We start from the raw sequence: 20,897 nt of genomic DNA on the forward strand, positions 1-20,897 counted from the left end.
TAGGCTGGCAGCAGACCGCTTTCGGGAAGGACCGCCGTGCCGCACTACGACCTGGTGATCATCGGGACCGGATCGGGAAACTCGATCCTCGGGCCGGAGTTCGCCGACCTCCGGACGGCCATCGTCGAGAAAGGCGTGTTCGGCGGGACCTGCCTGAACGTCGGCTGCATCCCGACGAAGATGTTCGTCTACGCCGCCGACGTCGCCGCGACGCCCGCGCACAGCTCGCGCTTCGGCGTGGACGAGGAGCTCACCGCGGTGCGCTGGCCGGACATCCGCGACCGGATCTTCGGCCGGATCGACCCGATCGCCGAGGGCGGCGCGGAGTACCGCGAGAACCACGAGGACAACCGCAACGTCGACGTCTACCGCGGCGAAGGCCGGTTCACCGGCATGAAGGAGCTGCGGGTCAGCTTCGCCGACGGCCGTCCGGACGAGGTCGTCACCGCGGACCGGTTCGTGCTCGCCGCGGGCGGACGGCCGGTGATCCCGGACGTGCCGGGGCTGGCCGAAACCGGCTACTACACCTCCGACACGGTCATGCGGCTCGACACTCTGCCGGAGCGGATCGTCATCCTCGGCGGCGGATACATCGCGGCGGAGTTCGCGCACGTCTTCGCGTCGTTCGGCGTCGCGGTCACGATGGTGAACCGTTCCGGCGCGCTGCTGCGCCAGGAGGACGCGGACGTCAGCGCACGGTTCACCGAACTGGCTTCGCAGCGGTTCGACGTCCGGCTGGACCGCAAGACGGTTCGCGCGCGCAGCACGGACAACGGGGTCGCGCTGGATCTCGAAGGCCCGCAGGGCGCGGAGACCGTCGAGGCCGACCTGATCCTGGTCGCCACCGGCCGCAAGCCGAACTCGGATCTGCTCGACGTGGCCGCCACCGGCGTCGCCACCACCGAGCGCGGACACGTCGTGGTGGACGACTACCAGCAGACGTCCGTCGAAGGCATCTACGCGCTCGGGGACATCTCGTCGCCGCTGGAGCTGAAGCACGTCGCGAACCACGAAGCCCGCGTGGTGCAGCACAATCTGGCGCACCCGGACGACCGCATCAAGGCCGACCACCGGTTCGTGCCGCACGCGGTGTTCACCTCGCCGCAGGTGGCGTCGGTCGGGCTGACCGAGGCGCAGGCGACCGAGCGCGGACTGTCCTTTGTGGTCTCGAAGCAGGACTACGCGGGCATCGCCTACGGGTGGGCGATGGAGGACACCTCCGGTTTCGCGAAGCTGCTGGCCGATCCGGCGACCGGGCAGCTGCTGGGCGCGCACATCATCGGCCCGCAGGCGTCGACGGTGATCCAGCCGCTGATCCAGGCGATGAGCTTCGGCCTCGACGCGCGGTCGATGGCGCGCGGGCAGTACTGGATCCACCCGGCGATGCCGGAACTGGTGGAGAACGCGCTGCTGAATCTGCCGCTGGACTGACTCCGGGGATACCCAGAGTTGATCACCCGGGGCGGGGATTCCCGAATCGGGTAACAAGGATGTCGCGTTGTTACTGTTCTCCGCGGAGGTGCGGGGACTGACATGACCGACATGATCGCCGGGGAAATCGTTGCGGCCGCGGAGAATCTGGCCGCTCGCTGGACCGACGTGACGGATCTCGAGCTGGTGTTCGCCGTGCGGCGGGCCGAGCTCGGGACGACAGCCGCGACGCTCGCGTTGCTGGAGGAGCTTCGGGCGATGCCGTCCGAACGGGCCGCGGAATGCCTCGCGGTCGCGGTGGCCGCGCTGGACGACGTCCGGCGCACTGGCCAGCTGCCCGAGGCGGCGCTGGCGAGCTGAGAGAGGTTCAGCTGCGCGGCGGATCCGACCCGCGCAGCTGAGCCTCGAAGCTTTCGTCCCGGCGGCGCAGGACGTCGCGGATCGCCAGAAAGACAGGCGCGACAATGAGAAACACGCTGAGACCGAACATGACGGCCACGATGAAGGCGTTTTGATCCCACTGGTCGGCGACGGTCGCGGTCTTCCCGCTGTCCACCCATTGGCAGCGCACCTCCGGCGAGGGCTGGCACTTCGGCTTCCAGCTCACGAAAAAGACGTCGATGGTGAACCACATCAGCGCGACCCCGGCGACGGCCATCAGGCACAAGAAGACCGCTCGGCTCACCATGCCGCTCCGTCGTGGCCGCGCCGTCATGGCCTCAGCGTGACACAGTCACGCCAGCCTCACACGAAACGGCGCCGCCCGGACAGCGCACCGAAGATCATCTGCGTCACCATCACCACGAGCAGCACGATCAACGACACCGTCCAGCTGCCCGTCGCGTCGTGCAGCAGGCCGAACACGAACGGCCCCACCGCGGCCAGCAGATAGCCGAAGCCCTGCGCCATTCCCGACAGCCTCGCCGTCTCGGCACCGGTCCGGGCTCGCAGCGCGATCACCGTCAGGGCCAGCGAGAACACGCTCATCCCGATGCCGAGCAGGATGCTCCACAGCAGCGGCGAGAACCCGGGCGCGATGACGAGGCCCAGCATGCCGGCCGCGCCGAAGACGCCCATGCCGACGATCCACGGGCTCTGGCTCTTCTGCCGCGCCGCGATCGGCGGGATCACCAGGCTGATCGGCACCGCGATCACCGAGATCAGGCCGAGCAGCAGACCGGCGTCGGCCTTGCTGACGCCCGAGTCGATGAACACCTGCGGCAGCCAGCCCATCACGACGTAGGCGATGAACGACTGCAGGCCGAAGAAGATCGTGACGATCCACGCGAGCGGACTGCGCATCAGCGACCGGGTGGGAGCGGAACCCGCGGCCGGACGCGGCGGACGGCCGGTGCCGCGCGAAGCGATCAGCCATGCCACCAACGCGATCGCCGAGAGAACACCCCAGCTGCCGAGCGCGGCGCGCCAGCCGCCGAGGGCCGATTCCAGCGGCGGGCTCAGCGCGGAACCCGCCGCGCCGCCGCCCTGCAGCGCCGCGGTGTAGACGCCGGTCATGAGCCCGACGCGAGCCGGGAACGAATCCTTGATGACCACCGGGATCAGCACGTTGACCAGCGCGATTCCCGCGGTCGCGACGAGCGTGCCGCCGAGCACGACGTACGGTCCGTCGAGCACCCGCACCGCCAGGCCCGCGGTCAGCACCGCCAGCGCCAAGCCGATCGCCGGGCCGATGCCCAGGCGGCGCGACAGCACGGGCGCGGCCAATCCGGCACCGGCGAAACAGAGGCCGGGCAGGGTCGTCAGGATGCTCGCCCACACCGCGGACGCGCCGAGGCTGCCGCGCATTTCCGCGAGCAGCGGACCGACGCTCGTGATCGCCGGCCGCAGGTTCATCGCCGTCAGCACCACCGCGACCGCCAGCAGCACGCCGCCCGCCACCACGCCCGGACGGCGACCGGCCGGCACCTCCTCCTCGATGCTGCCTTCCAGCTCGAGCTCGAGCCGGTCGGAATAGGTGGCGGTGGACACGGCTGCAGCGTCTCGGGAGTCGGCGGGCATGTGCGCTACTATTCCATACGTAGGATGATTGGATGAAGGGATCAGGCTGTGCCGTTGGCCACCACCCGCCGCGCCGGACTCGTCGACCAGGTCATCGATCAGCTGCGCGAGGCGGTCACCGCGGGCGAATGGCCGATCGGGCACCGGATCCCGACCGAGCCGGAGCTGTCCGCGCAGCTGGGCGTCGGGCGCAACACGGTCCGCGAGGCCGTGCGCGCGCTGGCGCACACCGGGATCCTGGAAGTCCGCCAGGGTGACGGCACGTACGTGCGCGCGACGAGCGAGGTGTCCGGCGCGATCCGCCGCCTGTGCGGGACGGAACTGCGCGAGGTGCTGCACGTCCGGCGGCTGCTGGAGGTCGAGGGCGCCCGGCTGGCCGCGACCGCGCGCACCGAGGAAGACCTGGCTGAGCTGCGCGTCCTGCTCAACCGGCGCGACACCGACTGGGACGAGGGCCGCCTCGACGATTTCGCCCGCAGCGACGCGGAATTCCACCAGGTCGTCGTCCGGTGCGGGCACAACGGGCTGCTGCTGGAGCTCTACCGCGGCCTGATGGAGGCGATCACCGCGAGCGTGGCGTCCACTTCGGACAATCCGGAGCACGCGGAGATGATCCGGCACCGGGAACTGGTGGACGCGATCGAGGCGCGCGACGCCGGGCGGGCTGCCGAGGAGGCGGCTGGGTTCCTGGACGAGTTGATCGCGCGGGCCGAGGGTTTGTGAGTGCGTAGGCCGATTAGAACCGGCCTACGCGCTCACGACAACCGACGCACTGTCACGGAGCGGCGGTGCGGCGGAGGCGGACCAAAGGCTGCTGCGGTGGCTGGTCAGGCCTCGTGAGCGGCTATCCCGGTTCTAACCGGCATAGCCACTCATGACCGCCCAGCTCGACGCAACCCGCAGCGGCTCGTGAGTGCTGGCGCCGGTTAGAACCGGCACCGCCGCTCACGAGGCGTCTTACGGAAGCGTCAGGATTTCCGCGCCGTCAGCAGTCACCACGAGGGTGTGCTCGAACTGCGCCGTCCACTTCTTGTCCTTCGTGGTGACCGTCCAGTCGTCGGCCCACAGGTCGTAGTCGATGGTGCCGAGCGTGATCATCGGCTCGATCGTGAAGGTCATGCCCTCTTCGATCAGCGTCTGCACCGAGGGCTCCTCGTAGTGCAGCACCGTCGGCGCGGTGTGGAAGGCCGGGCCGACGCCGTGGCCGGTGAAGTCGCGGACCACGCCGTAGCCGAAGCGCTTCGCGTACGCCTCGATCACGCGGCCGATCACGTTGAGCTGCCGGCCCGGGCGGACTGCCTTGATCGCGCGTGCGGTCGCCTCGCGGGTGCGCTCGACCAGGAGCCGTACCTCCTCGGAGACGTCGCCGGCGAGGAACGTCGCGTTGGTGTCGCCGTGCACGCCGCCGATGAAGGCCGTCACGTCGATGTTGCAGATGTCGCCGTCCTCGATCACGGTCGAGTCCGGGATGCCGTGGCAGATCACCTCGTTCAGCGAGGTGCAGCACGACTTCGGGTAGCCGCGGTAGCCGAGCGTGGACGGGTACGCGCGGTGGTCGAGCAGGAACTCGTGCACGACCTTGTCGATGTCGTCGGTGGTCGCACCCGGCTTGACCGCCTTGCCGCCCTCCTCGAGCGCCTGCGCGGCGATCTTCGACGCGACCCGCATCGCCTCGATGACCTCGGGCGTGCGCACTCCGTTGCCGGTGTCCCGTTTCGGCGCCGGCCGGTCCACGTACTCGGGACGGGCGATGTCGGCGGGGACGGCACGGCGCGGCGTCTGGACGCCGGGCTTCAACGGGGCGCGAACGGACATGTCCCCCAGCCTACGACCTCGCCCGGCCGCGGCGCAGCCAGCTCAGAACAGCACCGTCGCGTACTGGCCGACCTGCTGGAACCCGATCCGCCGGTATGCCGCCAGCGCGGGCGCGTTGAACCCGTTCACGTACAGGCTCGCGGTCCGGCCGAGGCCGTGGACCAGGCGGTTCACCACCGCCGCGGTGCCCGCGGTGCCGAGCCCGCCGCCGCGCCGGTCCGGGTGCACCCACACGCCCTGGATCTGGCCGACCCGCGCGGACATCGCGCCGATCTCGGCCTTGAACACGACCTCGCCGTCCTCGAACCGGGCGAACGCGCGGCCGGTGGAGATCAGCTCGCTGACCCGGGCGCGGTAGCTGGCCCCGCCGTCGCCCGCGCGCGGGTCGACGCCGACCTCCTCGATGAACATCGCGACGGCTGCGGGGAGGTAGCGGTCGAGTTCGTGCGGCCGGACGGTGCGGACCTGCGGGTCGGCGGGCACCAGCGGGTCGCCTTCCAGCGCCATCAGCGGCTGGTCGCCGCGCACCTCGCGGGCCGGGCCCCATTCCGAGGACAGCTCGTCCCAGAGCCCGAGCACCTGCGGCGCGGGCCCGACGAGCGAAGAACAGGTGCGCTGGCGGCGCAGCGCCCGGTCGGCGAAGGACCGCAGCGCCGAAGCGTTGCCGCGCAACGGGATCAGGTTGGGCCCGGCGAAGCACAGCCCGGTGAGCCGTCCGGCGCGCACCGGACGGGCGTCGGCCGCCCACAGCTCGCCACCAAGACGCCACGGGTCGAGACCGGCCGCCTCGACCCGGGCGCTGACCATGCAGCTGCCCACCGGGTCGGCGGCGAGTGCAGCGCGCACCGCCGGATAGTCCCGATCATCGAGCAGCCGTGCACCTGCAAGCCGCAACACGGGGTCCAGAGTGCCAGATGAACCGGGTGAACGGAACGCGAGCCGGCCGACACGCTGAGATGAACGGCCCTCGCACCCGAACGGCGGCGCCCCCGCGAGGTCCGCCACCGACCGTGCCCGAATCGAGAGAAGAGCGCTCCGGAGGCACCCCGCCCGGGCGCCTCCGGAGCTTCCCCGGGGAATCCGTGAAGGGCTCCCCGAGGGAATCAGATTCCGTGAAGGAGCCCTTCACGGACGCCCGGGCACGGCAAGGTCCGTGAGGGCCACCCTCACTGACGCAGATTCCCGCAGGGTTCCCCTCACGACCCGCAGCCGGTCGTGAAGGAGCCCTTCACGGACGGCGGCCGCCGCGTGCGGAGCTCAGTGATGCCGCGGGACCAGGTGCAGCAGCCGCGAAGCGTGCGGCGCGAGCGTCGCGGTGAGGCTGTCCCGGCTCACGCCCAGGTTCCGGTGCGTCCACAGATCCCGCACCGCCGCCGGGCCGCGCAGACCCAGGTCCTGCCAGGACGCGGTCACCGGGGCCTCCGTGGAGCCCAGGTTGAACAGTGCGACCGTGACCCCGCCGCGGCCGTCGGGGCTGAACCACACCTGCTGCTGGGTCGCCTGCGAAACCGGACGCGCCGCCCGTCCCGCCTGGTCGACGGCCAGCACCTCGCGGTTGGTGAGCAGTTTCAGGTCGTCCGGGTCGAGTTTGGTCAGGTCGGTGCCGAGCAGCAGCGGCGACGCCTCGATCACCCACAGCGTCATGACGCTCTGCCGTTCGTCCGGGGTGATGCCGTTCGCGTCGCCGTTGCCGATCTCGATGGAATCCAGGTCGTTCCAGTGACCGGGGCCCGCGAAGCCAGTCCACTTGGGAGCGTCGGCGAAGCGCAGCTTGACCCGCACGTCCCAGTTCGTGAGGCCGACGCAGTGCGAGTAGCACTCGATGTCGCCCTCGATCCGCCACCCGTTGCTGTAGCGCTGCCAGGTCGCGGCCTCGGCGATGCTGAGCGAGTTCGACAGTTCCAAGTGGATCGGGCGGCCGGTGGCCTGGATCGCCGCGTGCCACTGCCGGATGTCCTCGCGGTTGTCCGCCGGGATCTTGCCCCCGCCGGGTCCGACGAAGTCCATCTTGATGTAGTCGACGCCCCACGACGCCAGCTGCCGCGCCTGCGAGCGGACGTACGCGGCCGCGCCGGGCTTGCTGAAGTCGAGTTTCGCGGATTTGTCGTCCGCGGTGTTGCCCGCGCCCGCCATGACGATGTCGTGCACCCGGTACGGAGTGCCCTCGATCGGCGAATCGGCCGCGACCGCTTGCGCCGGGACGCCGGGCACCAGGTAGATGCCGAATTTCAGGCCGCGCTGATGCAGGTACCGGGCCAGCGACGCGATGCCGTTGGGGAACTTCTTCGGGTCCGGCGCGACGCGGCCGAATTCGTCGACGTGGTCGTTCCAGCCCGCGTCGATGTTGATGTAGCGGTAGCCGTACGCGGCGAGCCGGTCGTGCATGACGTCTGCCTGCGCCTTGATCGTTTCCTCGGTGAACTTCCGGCGCAGCGCGCTCCAGCTGCTCCAGCCCATCGGCGGCGTTCTCGCCACCGGCGTCCAGGATTCGATCGACTGACTGTCCGCGGCGGCTGTTCCCGCCAGCGCTCCGGCCAGCACCGCCACCGCCGCGGCCAGCACACCGATCCGACTTCGCTTCATCGCGACCACCTCTCCCGGGGATCGCTTCGTTGTACAAGCGGCGCGGCGGCCGCAGCAATGATTCATCGGATCACTGACCGCTAGCCGGGACGGAACCCGCCGACCGGATCAACCCTGTTCACCACCGTGAATGCTGGGAATATCCGTCGGAGACCTCTCGACACGATCGCGAATAGATCCTATCTTTCTTGCGGCGCGCCCCAGCGTCGTTCACTGGCGAACACGGAGGTCCCGGATGAAGTTCAGACCAGCGCGCACCCTCGGGCTCGCGGTCGCGGCGCTGACCGCGACCGCGCTGCTGCCCGCCGGTGCGGCGGCCGCGTGGCCGGGCAGCCAGGACGTGTACGTCTCGCCGTGGGGCAACGATTCCGGCTCCGGGGCCGTCTGGTCGCCGGTGCGCACGCTCCCCCGCGCCCAACAGCTCGTCCGGCAACGCGCCGCGCACCTGAACTCCGACCTGACCGTGCACGTCGCCTCCGGCACCTACCGGCTCGACAAACCGCTCGCACTCGACGCCTCCGATTCCGGCACGAATGGCCACCGGGTCGTCTGGCAGGGCTCGCCGGGCACCGTGGTCAGCGGCGGCAAGCAGGTCACCGGCTGGCATCCGGTCGCCGGACGCCCCGGCCTCTACTCCGCGCCCGCGCCCGCCGGGCTGGACAACACTCGCCAGCTGTACGTCGACGGCGTCCGCGCGCAGCGAGCGTCCGGGCGGCTTCCGGTCACGGTGAAGGCGACTGACACCGGGTACACCGCGTCCGCGGACACCATGGCGCACTGGCGGAACCCGAGCGACCTCGAACTGGTGTACACCAGCGGCGAGGAGCTGTGGAACGTCGAGCGCAACGGCCTGGGCCAGTGGACCGAGCCGCGCTGCCCGGTCGCCTCGGCGCAGGGCACGACGATCACCATGGCGCAGCCGTGCTGGGACAACTCGACCCGGCGCGTGATGTTCGCCGACATCCCCGGCCGTTCGGTCAACATGGTCGGCCCGGGCGATCTCACCAACGGACGGCAACCGTCCTATGTGGAGAATGCGTTCGAGCTGCTGGACACGCCCGGCGAGTGGTACCTCGACCGCTCCGCGCACACCGTGTACTACCTTCCGCGCAAGGGCGAGAACCTGCACTGGGCCGACGTCGAGATGCCCGCGCTGGAGAAGCTCGTGGACGGTCGCGGCACCGCCGAAGCGCCGATCCACGACATCTCGTTCCGCGGCATCCAGTTCTCCTACGCGACCTGGCTCGAACCGTCGTCGCCGGAAGGCTTCTCCGAAATCCAGGCCGGATACCGGATCACCGGCGAGCGCGGCTGGGCCACGCAGGGCCTGTGCCAGTTCACGCCCGGCGGCACCTGCCCGTACGCGGACTGGACGAAGGAACCCGGCAACGTCTCGATGTCGCACGGACACCGGATCGAATTCCGGGACGCTGTGTTCGCGCACCTCGGCGCGGCCGGGCTCGATCTCGGCGAGGGCGCGCAGGACAGCAGCGTGTCCGACAGCGTGTTCACCGACATCTCCGGCAACGGCGTCGAAATCGGCGGGGTCAGCAAGCCCACCGCCGCTGGCGCGGACCTGACGACGCGGGTGAAGGTGACCAACAACCACCTGTACGGCATGCCGCGCGAATTCACCGGCGGGGTGCCGATCGTCAACGGGTACTCGCAGGACAATGTCGTGTCGCACAACCAGATCGACCACGTCGCGTACTCCGGCATCTCGATGGGCTGGGGCGGCTGGCCGGACAAGATCAAGCAGGCCGCGACGCCGAACGTCTCGCGCAACAACGTGGTGTCGGACAACCTGATCCACGACTACATGCTTTCCCTCGACGACGGCGGCGGCATCTACACCCAGGGCATCACCGGCCCGTCGCAGGCCGAAGGCGAGAAGGTGACCGGGAACGTCATCTACGACCAGTGGGGCCTCGGCAAGTCGGTCTACACCGACAACGGCTGCACCTACGAAACCGTTTCCGGCAACGTGCTTTACCACGCGGCGTACGCCAACGTGGCCTCCACGCACGTCGACTACCGTGACTCGCTCGGCAACAACGACCCGACGGTCATCTCCGGAAACTACTGGGAGCAGGGCGATCCGGACGGCGACAAGAAGGGCGTCATCACCTCGGGCAACCACCTGTTGAACAACCCGGCCGCCGCACCTAAGTCCATTGTGGACAACGCGGGGATCGAGCCGGGCCACCGCTCGGTGCTGAACCGCCGCATCGACGGCGCGTCCGCTCCACAGGCCCCGACGCGGATCGGCACGTTCTCGGTGTCCGGTCAGCTGTACGCGACCTGGAACCCGACTGTCGCGGAAAACGGTGCGCCGGTGCAGGATTACCTGCTGACCGCGTCGGACGGCAAGCACAGTGTCACGAGTTCAGTGTCTGCCAAGGACTTCGCGCGCACCGGGTACACGGTGATCCCGAAGCTGACTGACGGCCAGACGTACACGGTCACGGTGGCGGCGCGCAACCGGTACGGGGTTGGCCTGCCGTCGCTGCCTTCGGCGCCGGTCACCGTCGCGCAGCCGGGCACCCAGCTCGCTGCTGTCCCGACCAAGGCGAAGGCGCTGCCGAGCACCGACGCGGCGAGCATCCACTGGACGCCGCCGGCGGAAACCGGGTCGACCCCGGTGATCGGCTACCGGATCACCGTGTCCGACGGCCGGACCATCGAGGTCACCGGACGCGACACGATCGTCAGCCAGCCCACCCAGAAGGGCCTGACCCGCGTCGTGGACGGGTTGAAGTCCGGCACCGCGTACACGTTCACCATCGCCGCCGTGACCGGAAACGGCGTCGGCCCCGCGGTGACGGTGCAAGCCACCACCGCGTAACCGGTGATCGGCGCGTACCGGACCTCCCTGCCGGTGCGCGCCGATCACCCTATCCGGAAAGCCCTTCGGTAGGCCCCCGGCGTCGTCCCTACCTGCGCCCGGAACCGACGTCGCAAGTTCACCGCCGACGCCAGGCCGACCCGCACCGCGATCGCGTCCACCGGCAGGTCCGTCTCCTCCAGCAGCCGCCGCGCCTCGGCCACCCGCCGCGACAACAGCCACGCACCCGGACTCGTCCCGAGCTGATCAGCGAACCGGCGAGCCAGCGTCCGCGGGGAAATCCGCAAGCGGGCAGCCAAATCCTCCACCGACAGCGGCGTGCCCAACCGCTCCCCCGCCCAGTCGAGCAGCCCGTCCAACGTGTTCGCGGACGCTTGCGGCGGCGCGTACTGCACTTGCCCGCCCTCGCGATGCGTCGGCATCACCATGTGCCGCGAGACGAGCGCCGCGTGTGCCGCTCCGTGATCCTGGCGGACCAGGTGCAGGCACAGGTCGATGCCCGCTCCCGCACCCGCGCTCGTCGCGACGTCCCCGTGGTCCACGTACAGCACGTCCGGTTCCACGTGCACCGCCGGGAAATCCCGACGCAGCTGTTCGGCGCGCGCCCAGTGCGTTGTCGCCGTTCTTCCGTCCAGCAGTCCGGTCTGCGCGAGCGCGAAGACGCCCGAACAGATCGTGACCAGCCGCGCGCCTCGTTCGTGCGCGTTCAGCAACGCCCGGCGCACCTTCGGGGAAAGCGGCGTCTCGACCGGCAGCCAGCCCGGGATCAGCACCGTGTCGGCCGTGGCGAGCTTCGAGAGCCCGTTGGACACGTGCATCGCATACCCGGCCGACGTCGGCACCGGGCCGGGATTCTCGGTGCACACCTCGAATTCGTAGTACTGCGGCACGCCGTCTCTCGGCGTGCCGAACACTTCGGCGCCGCAGCCGAGTTCGAACGTCGACTGCACCGGCCGGACGAGGGCGACCACACGATGCATGGCAAGAAAGTACCCGATGACGTCTTTCCTGACACTGTCCCGCGCGGGCACGGGAAGCCAACCTGGGTGTCATGCACTCCGAAATCCTTGCCCAGCCGGGCTACACGTCGGTCCCGGCCGGCGAAGCCCCGGTGAAGGACCTGTTCCCCGGCATCCGTCTCCGCCCGCTGTGGAAGGGCGAAAACGGCGCGCACGCCAACGTGGTCGAGTTCGAACCCGGCAGCACGTGGCCCGAACGCGACGTGCACGAGCCCGGTCCCGAAGAGGTCTTCGTCGTGTCCGGCACCTTCAACGACGGCGCCCGCGACTACCCGGCCGGCACGTTCATCCACGCCCCGGCGGGTTCGTGGCACGTCCCGGCTTCGGCGACCGGCTGCACGCTGTTCGTCTTCTACCCCGAGGGCTAAGCGCCGCGGTAACTCCCGATCGTCCAGGCGTTCCCCTCGGGGTCGCGGACGGTGAATGTGTGCGAGCCGTAGTCGGTGTCGTGCAGCTCCAGGCTGATTTCGGCACCGGCTTCGCGCACGCGGGCGTAGATCTCGTCGACCCGATCCGAGACCACGTACACCGCGCTGGCGCCGGGTTTCATCTCGTCGTGCACGCCGTCGGCTGGGCCGCCGCAGCTGCCGAGCATCACCGCACCGCCTTCGGGCCAGCGGAGTTCGGCGTGCGCGACGCCGTTCTCTCCGGGCACCACGAGGGTTTCTTCGAAGCCGAGAACGTCAGCGAGGAAACGGATCGCGCCGCGCGCGTCGTTGTAACGAAAAGCGGGCCAGACTGTCGGTTGCGGAGTCATGCCACCGATTCTGCGGCGGCGGTCTTCGACTCGTCTTGGAGAAACGGGAGCTCCTCAGCCATCCCCGGCAGCTACACCGTTGCAACACGCGGCCGAGTTCACTCGACCCATTGGCCAAGACCACCCCATTCAGGAGGCGTCATGGCCCCTCGGTTGTTCACCGGTCTTGTCGGCGCAGCACTGTTCATCGTCGGGCTTGTACTGTTCATCGTGCCGGTATCGGTGACCGTTGCCGGGGAAACCGGCACTTGCGCTTCGAGCGCTCCGTTCGGCGGAGTACCCACGGATTTGCTGCTCAATAACCAGGCAAGTGAGGACTTCACGGACTCGTGTGCGGATGAGAAGGGCACTCGTCAAGCGTGGAGCTGGGGGCTAGTCGGCGTCGGGGCGGTCGTCGTGCTTGGCTGTCTTGCCGTGCGCCGACCGGCCATCGCGACGCAGATACCGCAGCGGGGCAACTCGGACCCAAGCACGACGCAGTGACGCACTTGGGACTCGTTGTCTTGAAAGTTCTTTCAAGACAACGGGCAGCGTCACGAAAGCTGTTCCCTCAGAGGGAACTGTCCTCGGTCTGATAACCGAGAAACGGGAGCTCCTCAGCCATCCACGTCCGCGGCGAACAGCCCGCCAGCGCGCGCCACTCGTTCGAGAAGTGTGCCTGGTCGTAATACCCTGCGGCATAAGCGATCCCAGCCAGATCGCGATGCCCGGTACGCAGCAACCGCACCGCCCGCTCGAATCGCAGTACGCGGGCTGCCTGTTTCGGGGCCAATCCCAGCTCTGCGCGGAACCGCTCCCCCAGGTGACGGCGGCTCCAGCCGACCTCGTTCGCCAGCTCGCCGACTCGCAACAGCCCGCCGCTGCGGCGCAGCTCGTGCCACGCGCGGTCCAGCTCCGGCGGCTGTTCGGCGCGCTCGACCGCCCGCGCGGCCAGCACCTCGTCGAGGATCGCGAACCGGGTGCGCCAGTCGTCCGCCGCGGACAGCCGGTCCGGCAAACGGGCGAGGTCGCCGCCGAAGTCGGCCAGGTCGGTTACCCGGCCGGTCAGCTCCGCGGCGGTGACGCCCAGCAGCGTCCGCGCCCCCAGCGGGTCCAGCTCCAGCTGCACGCCGCGTTGCACCCGGTCCTGCGTGATCAGCGCGGGTTCGGTGTGCAGGCCGCCGACCACGCTCTGCAGCGCTCCCGCCCCGGCCAGCCCGGCGTACCGGATCGGGTCTTCGAGGCTGATCACGAGCGTGATGTGCCGCGAGGGCAGCCCGCGGTGCACCTCGAGGGTGACGTTCTCCTGCGCGTACCCGACGTAGCGCGTGACCAGGCCCCGCAGCACCGGATGCGGCGGACGGGCGGCCCAGCTGTGACTCACGCGACCAGGCTAGCCCCGATGCGGGCGAATTCTGCTACCACGGGAGAGCGGTCCCCACGATGAGGAGAAGCCCGATGACGATCCAGGAACAGGCGCAGCAGCTCGAACTGCTCGCCGACCAGGTGCCGACCGGAATCGCCCTCGCCACCAAGGGCGAACTGGAAGACCTGCAGGCCCAGGTGCTCGGCCTGCTCGGCGAAACCGGCTCCGCGACCGCCATCCAGGGTTCGGTGCAGATCGCGATCCGGCAGATCGACGAGGTCGCGGCTTCGCTGGAGAACGTCCGGATCCAGATCCGCGAAGCCGCCCAACATCACCTGCGCGGCTGACATGGTCGCGCACGCCGGCGAGTTGGCGGAAGTCGCGCTGGCCAATGTCGTACGCGAGTATCCGCATTACGAGAGCCACTGGCGCCTCGACGACACTCCCGTCCCGGCGATCCGCGAGCTGCACCCCTGCTTCTACGGCAGCTTCGACTGGCATTCGTGCGTGGAAATGTTCTGGGTGCTGGTGCATCTGCTGCGCCGATACCCGACGCTCGTCCCGGCCGACGAGATCCGCGCCGTGCTGAATGCGCACCTGACTGAGCCCGCGTTGGCTGCCGAAGCCGCCTACTTCGCGCCGGAGCAGCACCGTACGACCCAGCGTCCGTATGGCTGGTCGATCCTGCTGGCGCTGACGTTCGAGACCGCCACCTGGGACGACCCGGACGCCGCGCGCTGGTCCGCGGCGCTTCAACCGTTGAGCAGGCTTTTCGTGACCCGCTTCCTCGACTGGCTGCCGAAGGTCACGTACCCGATTCGGTACGGGCTGCACGAGAACGGCGCATTCGGGCTCTCTCGTGCGCTTCCCTACGCTCGGCACCTGGCCTCCCGGGGCGAGCCGCAGTTGCTGCAGGTCCTCACCGAAACGGCCTGGCGCTGGTTCGGGGAGGACCGCGACTACCCCGGGGCTTGGGAACCGTCCGGCGCTGACTTCCTCAGCCCCGCCCTGGCCGAAGCCGAGCTGATGAGCCAGCTGGTACCCGATTTCGGTGCCTGGCTGGAGGGTTTCCTGCCGGGGATCGGCGAGCGGAACCCGGCGGCGCTCTTCACCCCGGCGGTGGTGACCGACGCTTCCGACGGGTTGATCGCCCATCTGCACGGGCTCAACCTCCACCGCGCGTGGTGCTGGCAACGGATCGCAGCGGCGTTGCCGGAGGGAGACGGCCGGATCGCGGTGATTGAGGCGGCTTCGCGCGAGCATGCGGAGGCTGGGCTGCCGCAGGTTACGGAGGGGCCGTATGCGGTGGAGCATTTCTTGGCTTACTACGCGTTGCTTCTGTTGAGCGACGCCGAAGCGGGGAAGGCCTGAAGCAGTGTCGGATCCATGGTTATCCATCGAAGTGCTCGACGGAGAATCCTCCGCGAGCGATTGGCGACGCACCTACTCCGACGCGTTGCTCAAAGCCGCGATCATCGACCGCGCCGTGCGATGGTCCTGGCGGACGCACGAACGCGGCGTCGTCTTCGAGATCGCCTTCAGAACCGAGGCGATCCGCGACGAATTCTGCGCCCAGCCGTCAGTCAGGACAGCGCTCGCCGCCGTGCCGGATCCGCGCCACGGGCTCACAATCACCCCCGGCGGCTAGCTTTCCGGCAACGGCTCCCGATGCTCCGCCCGCAATCCGTCGAGGGAAACCCGCAGCAGCCGGTTCCACATGTGCGGCCGGCAAGCGTCCGTGAACTGCGCCGCGTACCCCAGCGAGATCAGCAGCAGCACCAGATCATCCGTCGTCACCCCGGGCCGCAGCAACTCCTCCGCGCGCGCCCGTAGCTCCTCCAGAACCGCACGGAGTTGCGGGATCCCCGTCGGATCGGGGTCGGTCCACGTCAGCGCGAAGCTCTCCATGATCGCGCGGTGCCGGGCGCAGCCGGACAACGCCTGCCGATAGAAATCGGTCAGCGCCGCCCACGGGTCGTCCGCCTCGATGGCTGCCTGGCGCGCGGACTCGGCCCACCGGGAGAAGTCCTGGTCCAGGACCGTCCGGACGAGGTCTTCCTTCTTCGGGAAATGCCGGTACAGCGTCCCCATGCCGACCCCGCTGCGCCGAGCGATCTCGCGGACGTCTACGGCGGCTCCCTGCTCCGCCATCACCTCGGCGGCGGCTTCGACGATCGCCTCCCGGTTGCGGATCGCGTCCGCACGGAGGGCGCGACGGCGGGTGGGGGTCTGCGGGTCAGCCACGGCCATGTGCCGAGCATACTCGCTTACCCGGAGCACGTGCTCCGTCTAATGTGCTACTTTGCGGAGCAAGTGCTCCGCCTAGTGAAGGAGATGCCGTGCCCACCCTCGACGACTGGAATGTCCGGATTCGCGCCGAATTCCGGGAGAATGCCGGGTACGTTGCCTGGAGCAGTCCGGAGGAATTCGCCGCGGGCCGGCCAGTTCCGCCGTATCTGCCGGGGTTTCCGGAAAAGGGGATGCCGCTGATCCTCGTGCACCACGTCGGGGCGAAAACCGGGAAGGCGCGGATCAGCCCGCTGTTCTACCAGCCGGTCGGCGACAGCTGGGCGGTCTTCGGCACGCACGGCGGCAGTCCGCGCGACCCCGCGTGGTACCGCAATCTCATGGCGAATCCGCGGACGGTCATCGAGGCGGGCGCGGAGGAAATCCCGGTCGAAGCACGGCTGACCGCCGGGGAGGAACGCGCCAAGATCTGGGCGGACCAGATCGCGCAGGTTCCGAAATTCGCCGAGTTCGAGGCCGCTTCCGGGAGGCAGGTACCGGTCGTCCTGCTGGAACGCCGCTGAAAAAGAAAGGGCTCCCCGACCGAAGCCGGGGAGCCCTTTCGCAGGGAAAACTCAGCCGACGGTGACGCTCGGCGCGCCCTCGCCGATCGACTCGCCGGATTCCTCGGCGATCCGCATGGCTTCCTCGATGAGGGTTTCCACGATGGCGTGTTCGGGCACGGTTTTGATGACTTCGCCCTTGACGAAGATCTGGCCTTTGCCGTTGCCGGAGGCGACGCCGAGGTCGGCTTCGCGGGCTTCGCCGGGGCCGTTGACGACGCAGCCCATGACCGCGACGCGCAGCGGGATTTCCATGCCTTCGAGGCCTGCGGTGACCTGGTCGGCGAGGGTGTAGACGTCGACCTGGGCGCGTCCGCACGACGGGCAGGACACGATCTCCAGCTTGCGGGGCCGCAGGTTGAGCGACTGCAGGATCTGGGTGCCGACCTTGACCTCTTCGACCGGCGGCGCGGAGAGCGAGACCCGGATGGTGTCGCCGATGCCCTGGCGCAGCAGCGCGCCGAACGCGACGGCGGATTTGATGGTGCCCTGGAACGCGGGCCCGGCCTCGGTGACGCCGAGGTGCAGCGGGTAGTCGCACTGTTCGGCGAGGATTTCATAGGCGCGGACCATCACGACGGGGTCGTTGTGCTTGACCGAGATCTTGATGTCGTGGAAGTCGTGCTCGGCGAACAGGGAGGCTTCCCACATCGCCGATTCGGCGAGCGCTTCCGGGGTGGCCTTGCCGTATTTCTCCAGCAGCCGCTTGTCCAGCGACCCGGCGTTGACGCCGATCCGGATCGGCGTGCCGTGGTCCTTCGCCGCCTGGGCGATTTCCTTGACCTGGTCGTCGAACTTGCGGATGTTGCCCGGGTTCACCCGCACCGCGGCGCAGCCGGCCTCGATCGCGGCGAACACGTACTTGGGCTGGAAGTGGATGTCGGCGATCACCGGGATCTGCGATTTCTTCGCGATCGCGGGCAGCGCCTCGGCGTCGTCGGCCGACGGGCACGCGACGCGCACGATGTCGCAGCCCGCCGCGGTCAGTTCGGCGATCTGCTGCAGGGTGGCGTTGACGTCGGAGGTCAGCGTCGTGGTCATCGACTGCACCGAGATCGGGTGGTCGCTGCCGACCCCCACCGACCCCACCATCAGCTGGCGGGTCTTGCGACGCTCGGCGAGAACGGGCGGGGGCAGAGCGGGCATACCTAACGCGACGGTCACGCTTCCAGCGTACCCACCCCACCCGGGCGCGGTTCAACGAAGTCAGCCGACGCGGTGAGCAGCGTTACCCCCGGTCGGGCGGCCGGGGACGCGCGCGTGACCCGCCAGGTGCGCGCGGTTACTGCAGGCGGATCGGATTGACGATGTCGGCCGTCACCGTGAGCAGCGTGACGCCGCCGCCGACGACCACTAACACCATCGTGATCGCGGACAGCTTCGTGTAGTCGACCGGGCCGCCCGCGGGTTTGCCGCGCAGGCCGCGCAGCCAGTCGCGGACCCGCTCGTACCAGACGATCGCGATGTGCCCGCCGTCCATCGGCAGCAGCGGCAGCAGGTTGAACACGCCGATGAAGAAGTTCAGGCTGGCCAGCAGCAGCAGGAACACCTGCCACAGCCCGGCCTCGACCGCCTCGCCGCCGAGCCTGCTCGCGCCGACGACGCTGACCGGGGTGTCCGGGTCGCGCTCGCCGCCGAAGATCGAGTTGAAGACCGCCGGGATGCGCTTCGGGAAGGCCATCAGGCCGTCCCACGTGCGGGCGAACATGTCGCCGGTGAACGACGCCGCGCCGCCGAACGCGCCGAGCGGGCTGTACTGGATGCTCCGCGCGACCCCGACGCCGACCGCGCCGACCGATTCGGTGCCGCCGTTCGCGGCCGGGCGGGTCACCTTCGGCACGTCGACGACGAACGTCTCCTGCTTCCCGCCGCGGTCCACGACCACCGGGACCTTCCCGGAGACCGCCTTGACCTGGGTCACCATCGCGTCCCAGGTCGGCGTCGGCTTGCCCGCCACCGAGACCACGACGTCGCCGGGCAGCAGGCCCGCCTTCTTCGCCGGGGCCGGGTCGCCGGGCTGGCAGACCGGGTTGTTGACCTGCTCGACCGTGGTGCCGCCGCGCACGCAGTCCGAAATGGTCGAAACGATCGGCTTCTGGTCGACGTTCGGCAGGCCCATGGTCGCGGCCATGACGAACAGCACGATGAAGCCGAGCAGGAAGTGCGTGATGGAACCGGCCGACATCACGACGGTCCGCTTCCAGGCCTTGAACCGCCACATCGCGCGCGGGGCCTCTTCCGCGGTGACCTCGTCGAGCGCGGTCATCCCCGCGATGTCGCAGAAGCCGCCGAGCGGGATCGCCTTGAGGCCGTACTCGGTCTCGCCGCGCCGGAAGGAGAACACCGTGGGCCCGAAGCCGACGAAGTACCGGCGGACCCGCATCCCGAACATCCGGGCGGTGACCATGTGGCCCGCTTCGTGCAACGCGACCGAAACACAGATCGCGAGCGCGAAGAGCACCACGCCGATCACATAGGCAAGCACGGGCCCTGCACCTCACCCCTCAGCCGCGGCCCGCGATGCGGTGGCGGCAGGTTCGTCGTCTTCCACGGCTCCAGGCGGTGAGACCACCCGAGAAAGTTCCGGGTTCAAGTATCCGCCGCCAGCGTGAAACCAGTGTTGCATCGACCGGCGCGGCTTCGCGCACCGGTCGCGCTCATCCCAGCAGCTCGGCGGCCCGGGTGCGCGCCCACTGCTCCGCGGCCAGCACGTCCGCGACGTCGCGGGGTTCGCGCCGCCATTCGTCCGCGTCGGACACCACCTGCGTCACCGTGTCCACAATCGACAGGAACTTGGCCTTGCCCGCCAGGAACGCGGCCACCGATTCCTCGTTCGCCGCGTTGTAGACCGCGGGGAGGCAACCGCCCGCGGTACCCGCTTCGCGAGCCAGCTCGACTGCGGGGAACGCCTCGTTGTCGACCGGTTCGAAGGTCCAGCTCGCCGCGGTCTCCCAGGAGCACGCGGCGGCCGCGCCCGGCACACGATGCGGCCAGTTCAGCGCCAGCGCGATCGGCAGCCGCATGTCCGGCGGGCTGGCCTGGGCGATCGTGGAGCCGTCGGTGAAGGTGGCCATCGAGTGCACGATCGACTGCGGGTGCACCGTCACGTCGATCCGCGAGGGTTCGATGCCGAACAGCAGCGACGCCTCGATCAGCTCCAGGCCCTTGTTCACCAGGGTGGCCGAGTTGATGGTGATCAGCGGGCCCATCGACCACGTCGGGTGCGCCATCGCCTGTTCGACGGTGACCTCGCCGAGGTCCGCGCGCTTCTTTCCCCGGAACGGACCGCCGGACGCGGTGAGCACGAGCCGCGCGACCTCGTTGTCCTCGCCGGAACGCAGCGCCTGCGCCATCGCCGAATGCTCGGAGTCGACCGGCACCAGCTGTCCCGGCTTCGCCGCGGCGAGCACCAGCGGACCGCCTGCGATGAGGGATTCCTTGTTGGCCAGCGCGAGCGTCGCGCCGGTGGCGAGCGCGCGCAGCGTCGGGTCGAGGCCCTGCGAACCGGGCAGCCCGTTGAGCACGACGTCGACCGGCACCGATTCGATCAGCTCGGCCACCGCGTCCGCGCCGGCGAGGATGCGCGGGAGGCGGAACTCGCCCTTCGCGTACCCCCTGCGCTGGGCCTCGGCGTACAGCGCGAGCTGCACGTCTTCGACCGCCGTGGGCTTCGTCACGGCGATGGCCGCTACTTCGTGCGCGATCGCTTGCTGGGCGAGCGCCGCCGGATCGGAACCTCCGGCGGCGAGGCCGGAGACGGTGAACAAATGCGGATTACGTGCGGCGACGTCGAGCGCCTGGGTTCCGATGGACCCGGTGGAGCCCAGCACGAGGATGCTTCGCGAAGTAGTCATCAGCAAGCATTATGGCCCGGGTCGTGTCCGCGTGGCGGCCAGCGGTGTGGGATCATGCGAGGGCACAACGTCAGGCGGTTTGAAGGAGTGGTCGTGGCAGGCAAGGCGGTCGAGAAGCGCCCCGAGGTCGACCCGCGCGACGAGCCGTCGGCGGAGTGGGGCTGGCACGGCTCGTTCCCGAAGGCCACCCGCATCGCGGGCTGGGTGTCCGCGGCGATCCTGCTGGTGATGATCAAGGGCAACCACGAGAACAACACCGAGAACGTGTGGCTCGTCGGACTGGCCGCGTTCCTCGTCCTGCTCCTGCTGCTCGACCTGCGCAAGAGCCGCACCGCCTGGCGCAAGTAAGCCCTGGCGCGGGCGGCCCCGGATTCGCTAGT

At 69.4% G+C, this 20,897-nt stretch carries 23 protein-coding genes; 11 read left to right on the forward strand and 12 right to left on the reverse strand.

Translation table 11 applies throughout. The features are described 5' to 3' along the window. The first annotated feature begins 36 nt into the window (after nucleotides 1-36). Nucleotides 37-1,431 (forward strand): mycothione reductase, encoded by a 1,395-nt coding sequence (locus tag DMP23_RS23805; protein WP_134733682.1) that lies wholly within the window; start codon nucleotides 37-39, stop codon nucleotides 1,429-1,431. Nucleotides 1,432-1,533: 102 nt separating this feature from the next. Further along, a complete protein-coding gene (locus DMP23_RS23810) occupies nucleotides 1,534-1,791 on the forward strand; it encodes a hypothetical protein (protein WP_043830355.1) in 258 nt (85 codons plus the stop codon). A 7-nt stretch (nucleotides 1,792-1,798) separates the two neighbouring features. Here DMP23_RS23810 and DMP23_RS23815 read toward each other — a convergent pair whose 3' ends face one another. Both DMP23_RS23815 and DMP23_RS23820 read right to left on the reverse strand, forming a co-directional pair. Beyond that, nucleotides 1,799-2,089 (reverse strand): hypothetical protein, encoded by a 291-nt coding sequence (locus tag DMP23_RS23815; protein ID WP_275295666.1) that lies wholly within the window; start codon nucleotides 2,087-2,089, stop codon nucleotides 1,799-1,801. Nucleotides 2,090-2,175: 86 nt separating this feature from the next. Beyond that, a complete protein-coding gene (locus DMP23_RS23820; protein WP_443111283.1) occupies nucleotides 2,176-3,450 on the reverse strand; it encodes a CynX/NimT family MFS transporter in 1,275 nt (424 codons plus the stop codon). A gap of 48 nt (nucleotides 3,451-3,498) precedes the next feature. Here DMP23_RS23820 and DMP23_RS23825 point away from each other — a divergent pair, with 48 nt between their 5' ends. Beyond that, entirely contained in the window at nucleotides 3,499-4,173 is a 675-nt protein-coding gene (locus DMP23_RS23825; protein ID WP_037820340.1) for a FadR/GntR family transcriptional regulator, read from the forward strand. A gap of 234 nt (nucleotides 4,174-4,407) precedes the next feature. Here DMP23_RS23825 and map read toward each other — a convergent pair whose 3' ends face one another. The 3 genes from map to DMP23_RS23840 form a co-directional block, all read right to left on the reverse strand. Further along, a complete protein-coding gene (map, locus tag DMP23_RS23830; protein ID WP_037820338.1) occupies nucleotides 4,408-5,265 on the reverse strand; it encodes a type I methionyl aminopeptidase in 858 nt (285 codons plus the stop codon). A gap of 42 nt (nucleotides 5,266-5,307) precedes the next feature. Beyond that, entirely contained in the window at nucleotides 5,308-6,162 is an 855-nt protein-coding gene (locus DMP23_RS23835; protein ID WP_037820337.1) for a GNAT family N-acetyltransferase, read from the reverse strand. Between the two features lie 360 nt (nucleotides 6,163-6,522). Further along, the gene (locus tag DMP23_RS23840) at nucleotides 6,523-7,848 is read right to left on the reverse strand and encodes a glycoside hydrolase family 27 protein (protein ID WP_337822559.1); all 1,326 of its coding nucleotides are present in this window, start codon (nucleotides 7,846-7,848) and stop codon (nucleotides 6,523-6,525) included. 235 nt (nucleotides 7,849-8,083) lie between these two features. Here DMP23_RS23840 and DMP23_RS23845 point away from each other — a divergent pair, with 235 nt between their 5' ends. Further along, nucleotides 8,084-10,693, forward strand: coding sequence for a fibronectin type III domain-containing protein (locus DMP23_RS23845; protein ID WP_337822560.1), 2,610 nt, complete (start codon nucleotides 8,084-8,086; stop codon nucleotides 10,691-10,693). A 44-nt stretch (nucleotides 10,694-10,737) separates the two neighbouring features. Here DMP23_RS23845 and DMP23_RS23850 read toward each other — a convergent pair whose 3' ends face one another. Then, nucleotides 10,738-11,673: a GlxA family transcriptional regulator gene (locus DMP23_RS23850; protein ID WP_037820331.1), complete on the reverse strand. Its 936-nt coding sequence runs from the start codon at nucleotides 11,671-11,673 to the stop codon at nucleotides 10,738-10,740. 71 nt (nucleotides 11,674-11,744) lie between these two features. On the opposite strand from DMP23_RS23850, the gene DMP23_RS23855 reads away from it, so the two are divergent. Continuing rightward, on the forward strand, nucleotides 11,745-12,080 hold the full coding sequence (locus DMP23_RS23855; protein WP_337822561.1) for a cupin domain-containing protein: 336 nt from the start codon (nucleotides 11,745-11,747) through the stop codon (nucleotides 12,078-12,080). On the opposite strand, the gene DMP23_RS23860 is transcribed toward DMP23_RS23855, so the two are convergent. Continuing rightward, entirely contained in the window at nucleotides 12,077-12,469 is a 393-nt protein-coding gene (locus DMP23_RS23860; RefSeq protein ID WP_337822562.1) for a VOC family protein, read from the reverse strand. The two genes, DMP23_RS23855 and DMP23_RS23860, sit on opposite strands and share 4 nt — an antisense overlap. A 141-nt stretch (nucleotides 12,470-12,610) precedes the next feature. Between DMP23_RS23860 and DMP23_RS23865 the strand changes: the two genes are divergently transcribed. After that, the gene (locus DMP23_RS23865) at nucleotides 12,611-12,952 is read left to right on the forward strand and encodes a hypothetical protein (RefSeq protein ID WP_337822563.1); all 342 of its coding nucleotides are present in this window, start codon (nucleotides 12,611-12,613) and stop codon (nucleotides 12,950-12,952) included. Between the two features lie 67 nt (nucleotides 12,953-13,019). Here the strand turns inward: DMP23_RS23865 and DMP23_RS23870 are convergent, their stop codons facing one another. Next, on the reverse strand, nucleotides 13,020-13,832 hold the full coding sequence (locus DMP23_RS23870; RefSeq protein ID WP_337822564.1) for a helix-turn-helix domain-containing protein: 813 nt from the start codon (nucleotides 13,830-13,832) through the stop codon (nucleotides 13,020-13,022). 74 nt (nucleotides 13,833-13,906) lie between these two features. Between DMP23_RS23870 and DMP23_RS23875 the strand changes: the two genes are divergently transcribed. The 3 genes from DMP23_RS23875 to DMP23_RS23885 are packed head-to-tail and all read left to right on the forward strand — an operon-like array spanning nucleotide 13,907 to nucleotide 15,462. Next, nucleotides 13,907-14,161, forward strand: a complete 255-nt coding sequence (locus DMP23_RS23875; protein WP_037820327.1) for a hypothetical protein — start codon at nucleotides 13,907-13,909, stop codon at nucleotides 14,159-14,161. 1 nt (nucleotide 14,162) lies between these two features. Further along, complete coding sequence (locus DMP23_RS23880) at nucleotides 14,163-15,185, forward strand: DUF2891 domain-containing protein (RefSeq protein WP_337822565.1); 1,023 nt, start codon at nucleotides 14,163-14,165, stop codon at nucleotides 15,183-15,185. 31 nt (nucleotides 15,186-15,216) lie between these two features. Next, entirely contained in the window at nucleotides 15,217-15,462 is a 246-nt protein-coding gene (locus tag DMP23_RS23885) for a hypothetical protein (RefSeq protein WP_337822566.1), read from the forward strand. Here the strand turns inward: DMP23_RS23885 and DMP23_RS23890 are convergent. Then, the gene (locus DMP23_RS23890; RefSeq protein WP_037820326.1) at nucleotides 15,459-16,064 is read right to left on the reverse strand and encodes a TetR/AcrR family transcriptional regulator; all 606 of its coding nucleotides are present in this window, start codon (nucleotides 16,062-16,064) and stop codon (nucleotides 15,459-15,461) included. The genes DMP23_RS23885 and DMP23_RS23890 overlap by 4 nt on opposite strands. An 89-nt stretch (nucleotides 16,065-16,153) precedes the next feature. Between DMP23_RS23890 and DMP23_RS23895 the strand changes: the two genes are divergently transcribed. After that, on the forward strand, nucleotides 16,154-16,624 hold the full coding sequence (locus DMP23_RS23895) for a nitroreductase/quinone reductase family protein (protein ID WP_337822567.1): 471 nt from the start codon (nucleotides 16,154-16,156) through the stop codon (nucleotides 16,622-16,624). A gap of 51 nt (nucleotides 16,625-16,675) precedes the next feature. On the opposite strand, the gene ispG is transcribed toward DMP23_RS23895, so the two are convergent. From ispG to dxr, 3 genes are all read right to left on the reverse strand, one after another. Beyond that, nucleotides 16,676-17,827 carry a flavodoxin-dependent (E)-4-hydroxy-3-methylbut-2-enyl-diphosphate synthase gene (ispG, locus tag DMP23_RS23900; protein ID WP_337822568.1) on the reverse strand — a complete coding sequence of 384 codons (1,152 nt, stop codon included), beginning with the start codon at nucleotides 17,825-17,827 and terminating at the stop codon, nucleotides 16,676-16,678. A gap of 118 nt (nucleotides 17,828-17,945) precedes the next feature. Continuing rightward, on the reverse strand, nucleotides 17,946-19,148 hold the full coding sequence (locus DMP23_RS23905; RefSeq protein WP_337822569.1) for a M50 family metallopeptidase: 1,203 nt from the start codon (nucleotides 19,146-19,148) through the stop codon (nucleotides 17,946-17,948). A gap of 172 nt (nucleotides 19,149-19,320) precedes the next feature. Beyond that, a complete protein-coding gene (gene dxr / locus DMP23_RS23910) occupies nucleotides 19,321-20,517 on the reverse strand; it encodes a 1-deoxy-D-xylulose-5-phosphate reductoisomerase (protein WP_337822570.1) in 1,197 nt (398 codons plus the stop codon). 93 nt (nucleotides 20,518-20,610) lie between these two features. Between dxr and DMP23_RS23915 the strand changes: the two genes are divergently transcribed. Next, a complete protein-coding gene (locus tag DMP23_RS23915; RefSeq protein WP_037810410.1) occupies nucleotides 20,611-20,865 on the forward strand; it encodes a DUF2631 domain-containing protein in 255 nt (84 codons plus the stop codon). Nucleotides 20,866-20,897: the final 32 nt, after the last annotated feature.

It is taken from the genome of Amycolatopsis sp. A1MSW2902, assembly GCF_017312175.1.
In the GTDB taxonomy this organism is placed as follows: domain Bacteria; phylum Actinomycetota; class Actinomycetes; order Mycobacteriales; family Pseudonocardiaceae; genus Amycolatopsis; species Amycolatopsis nivea.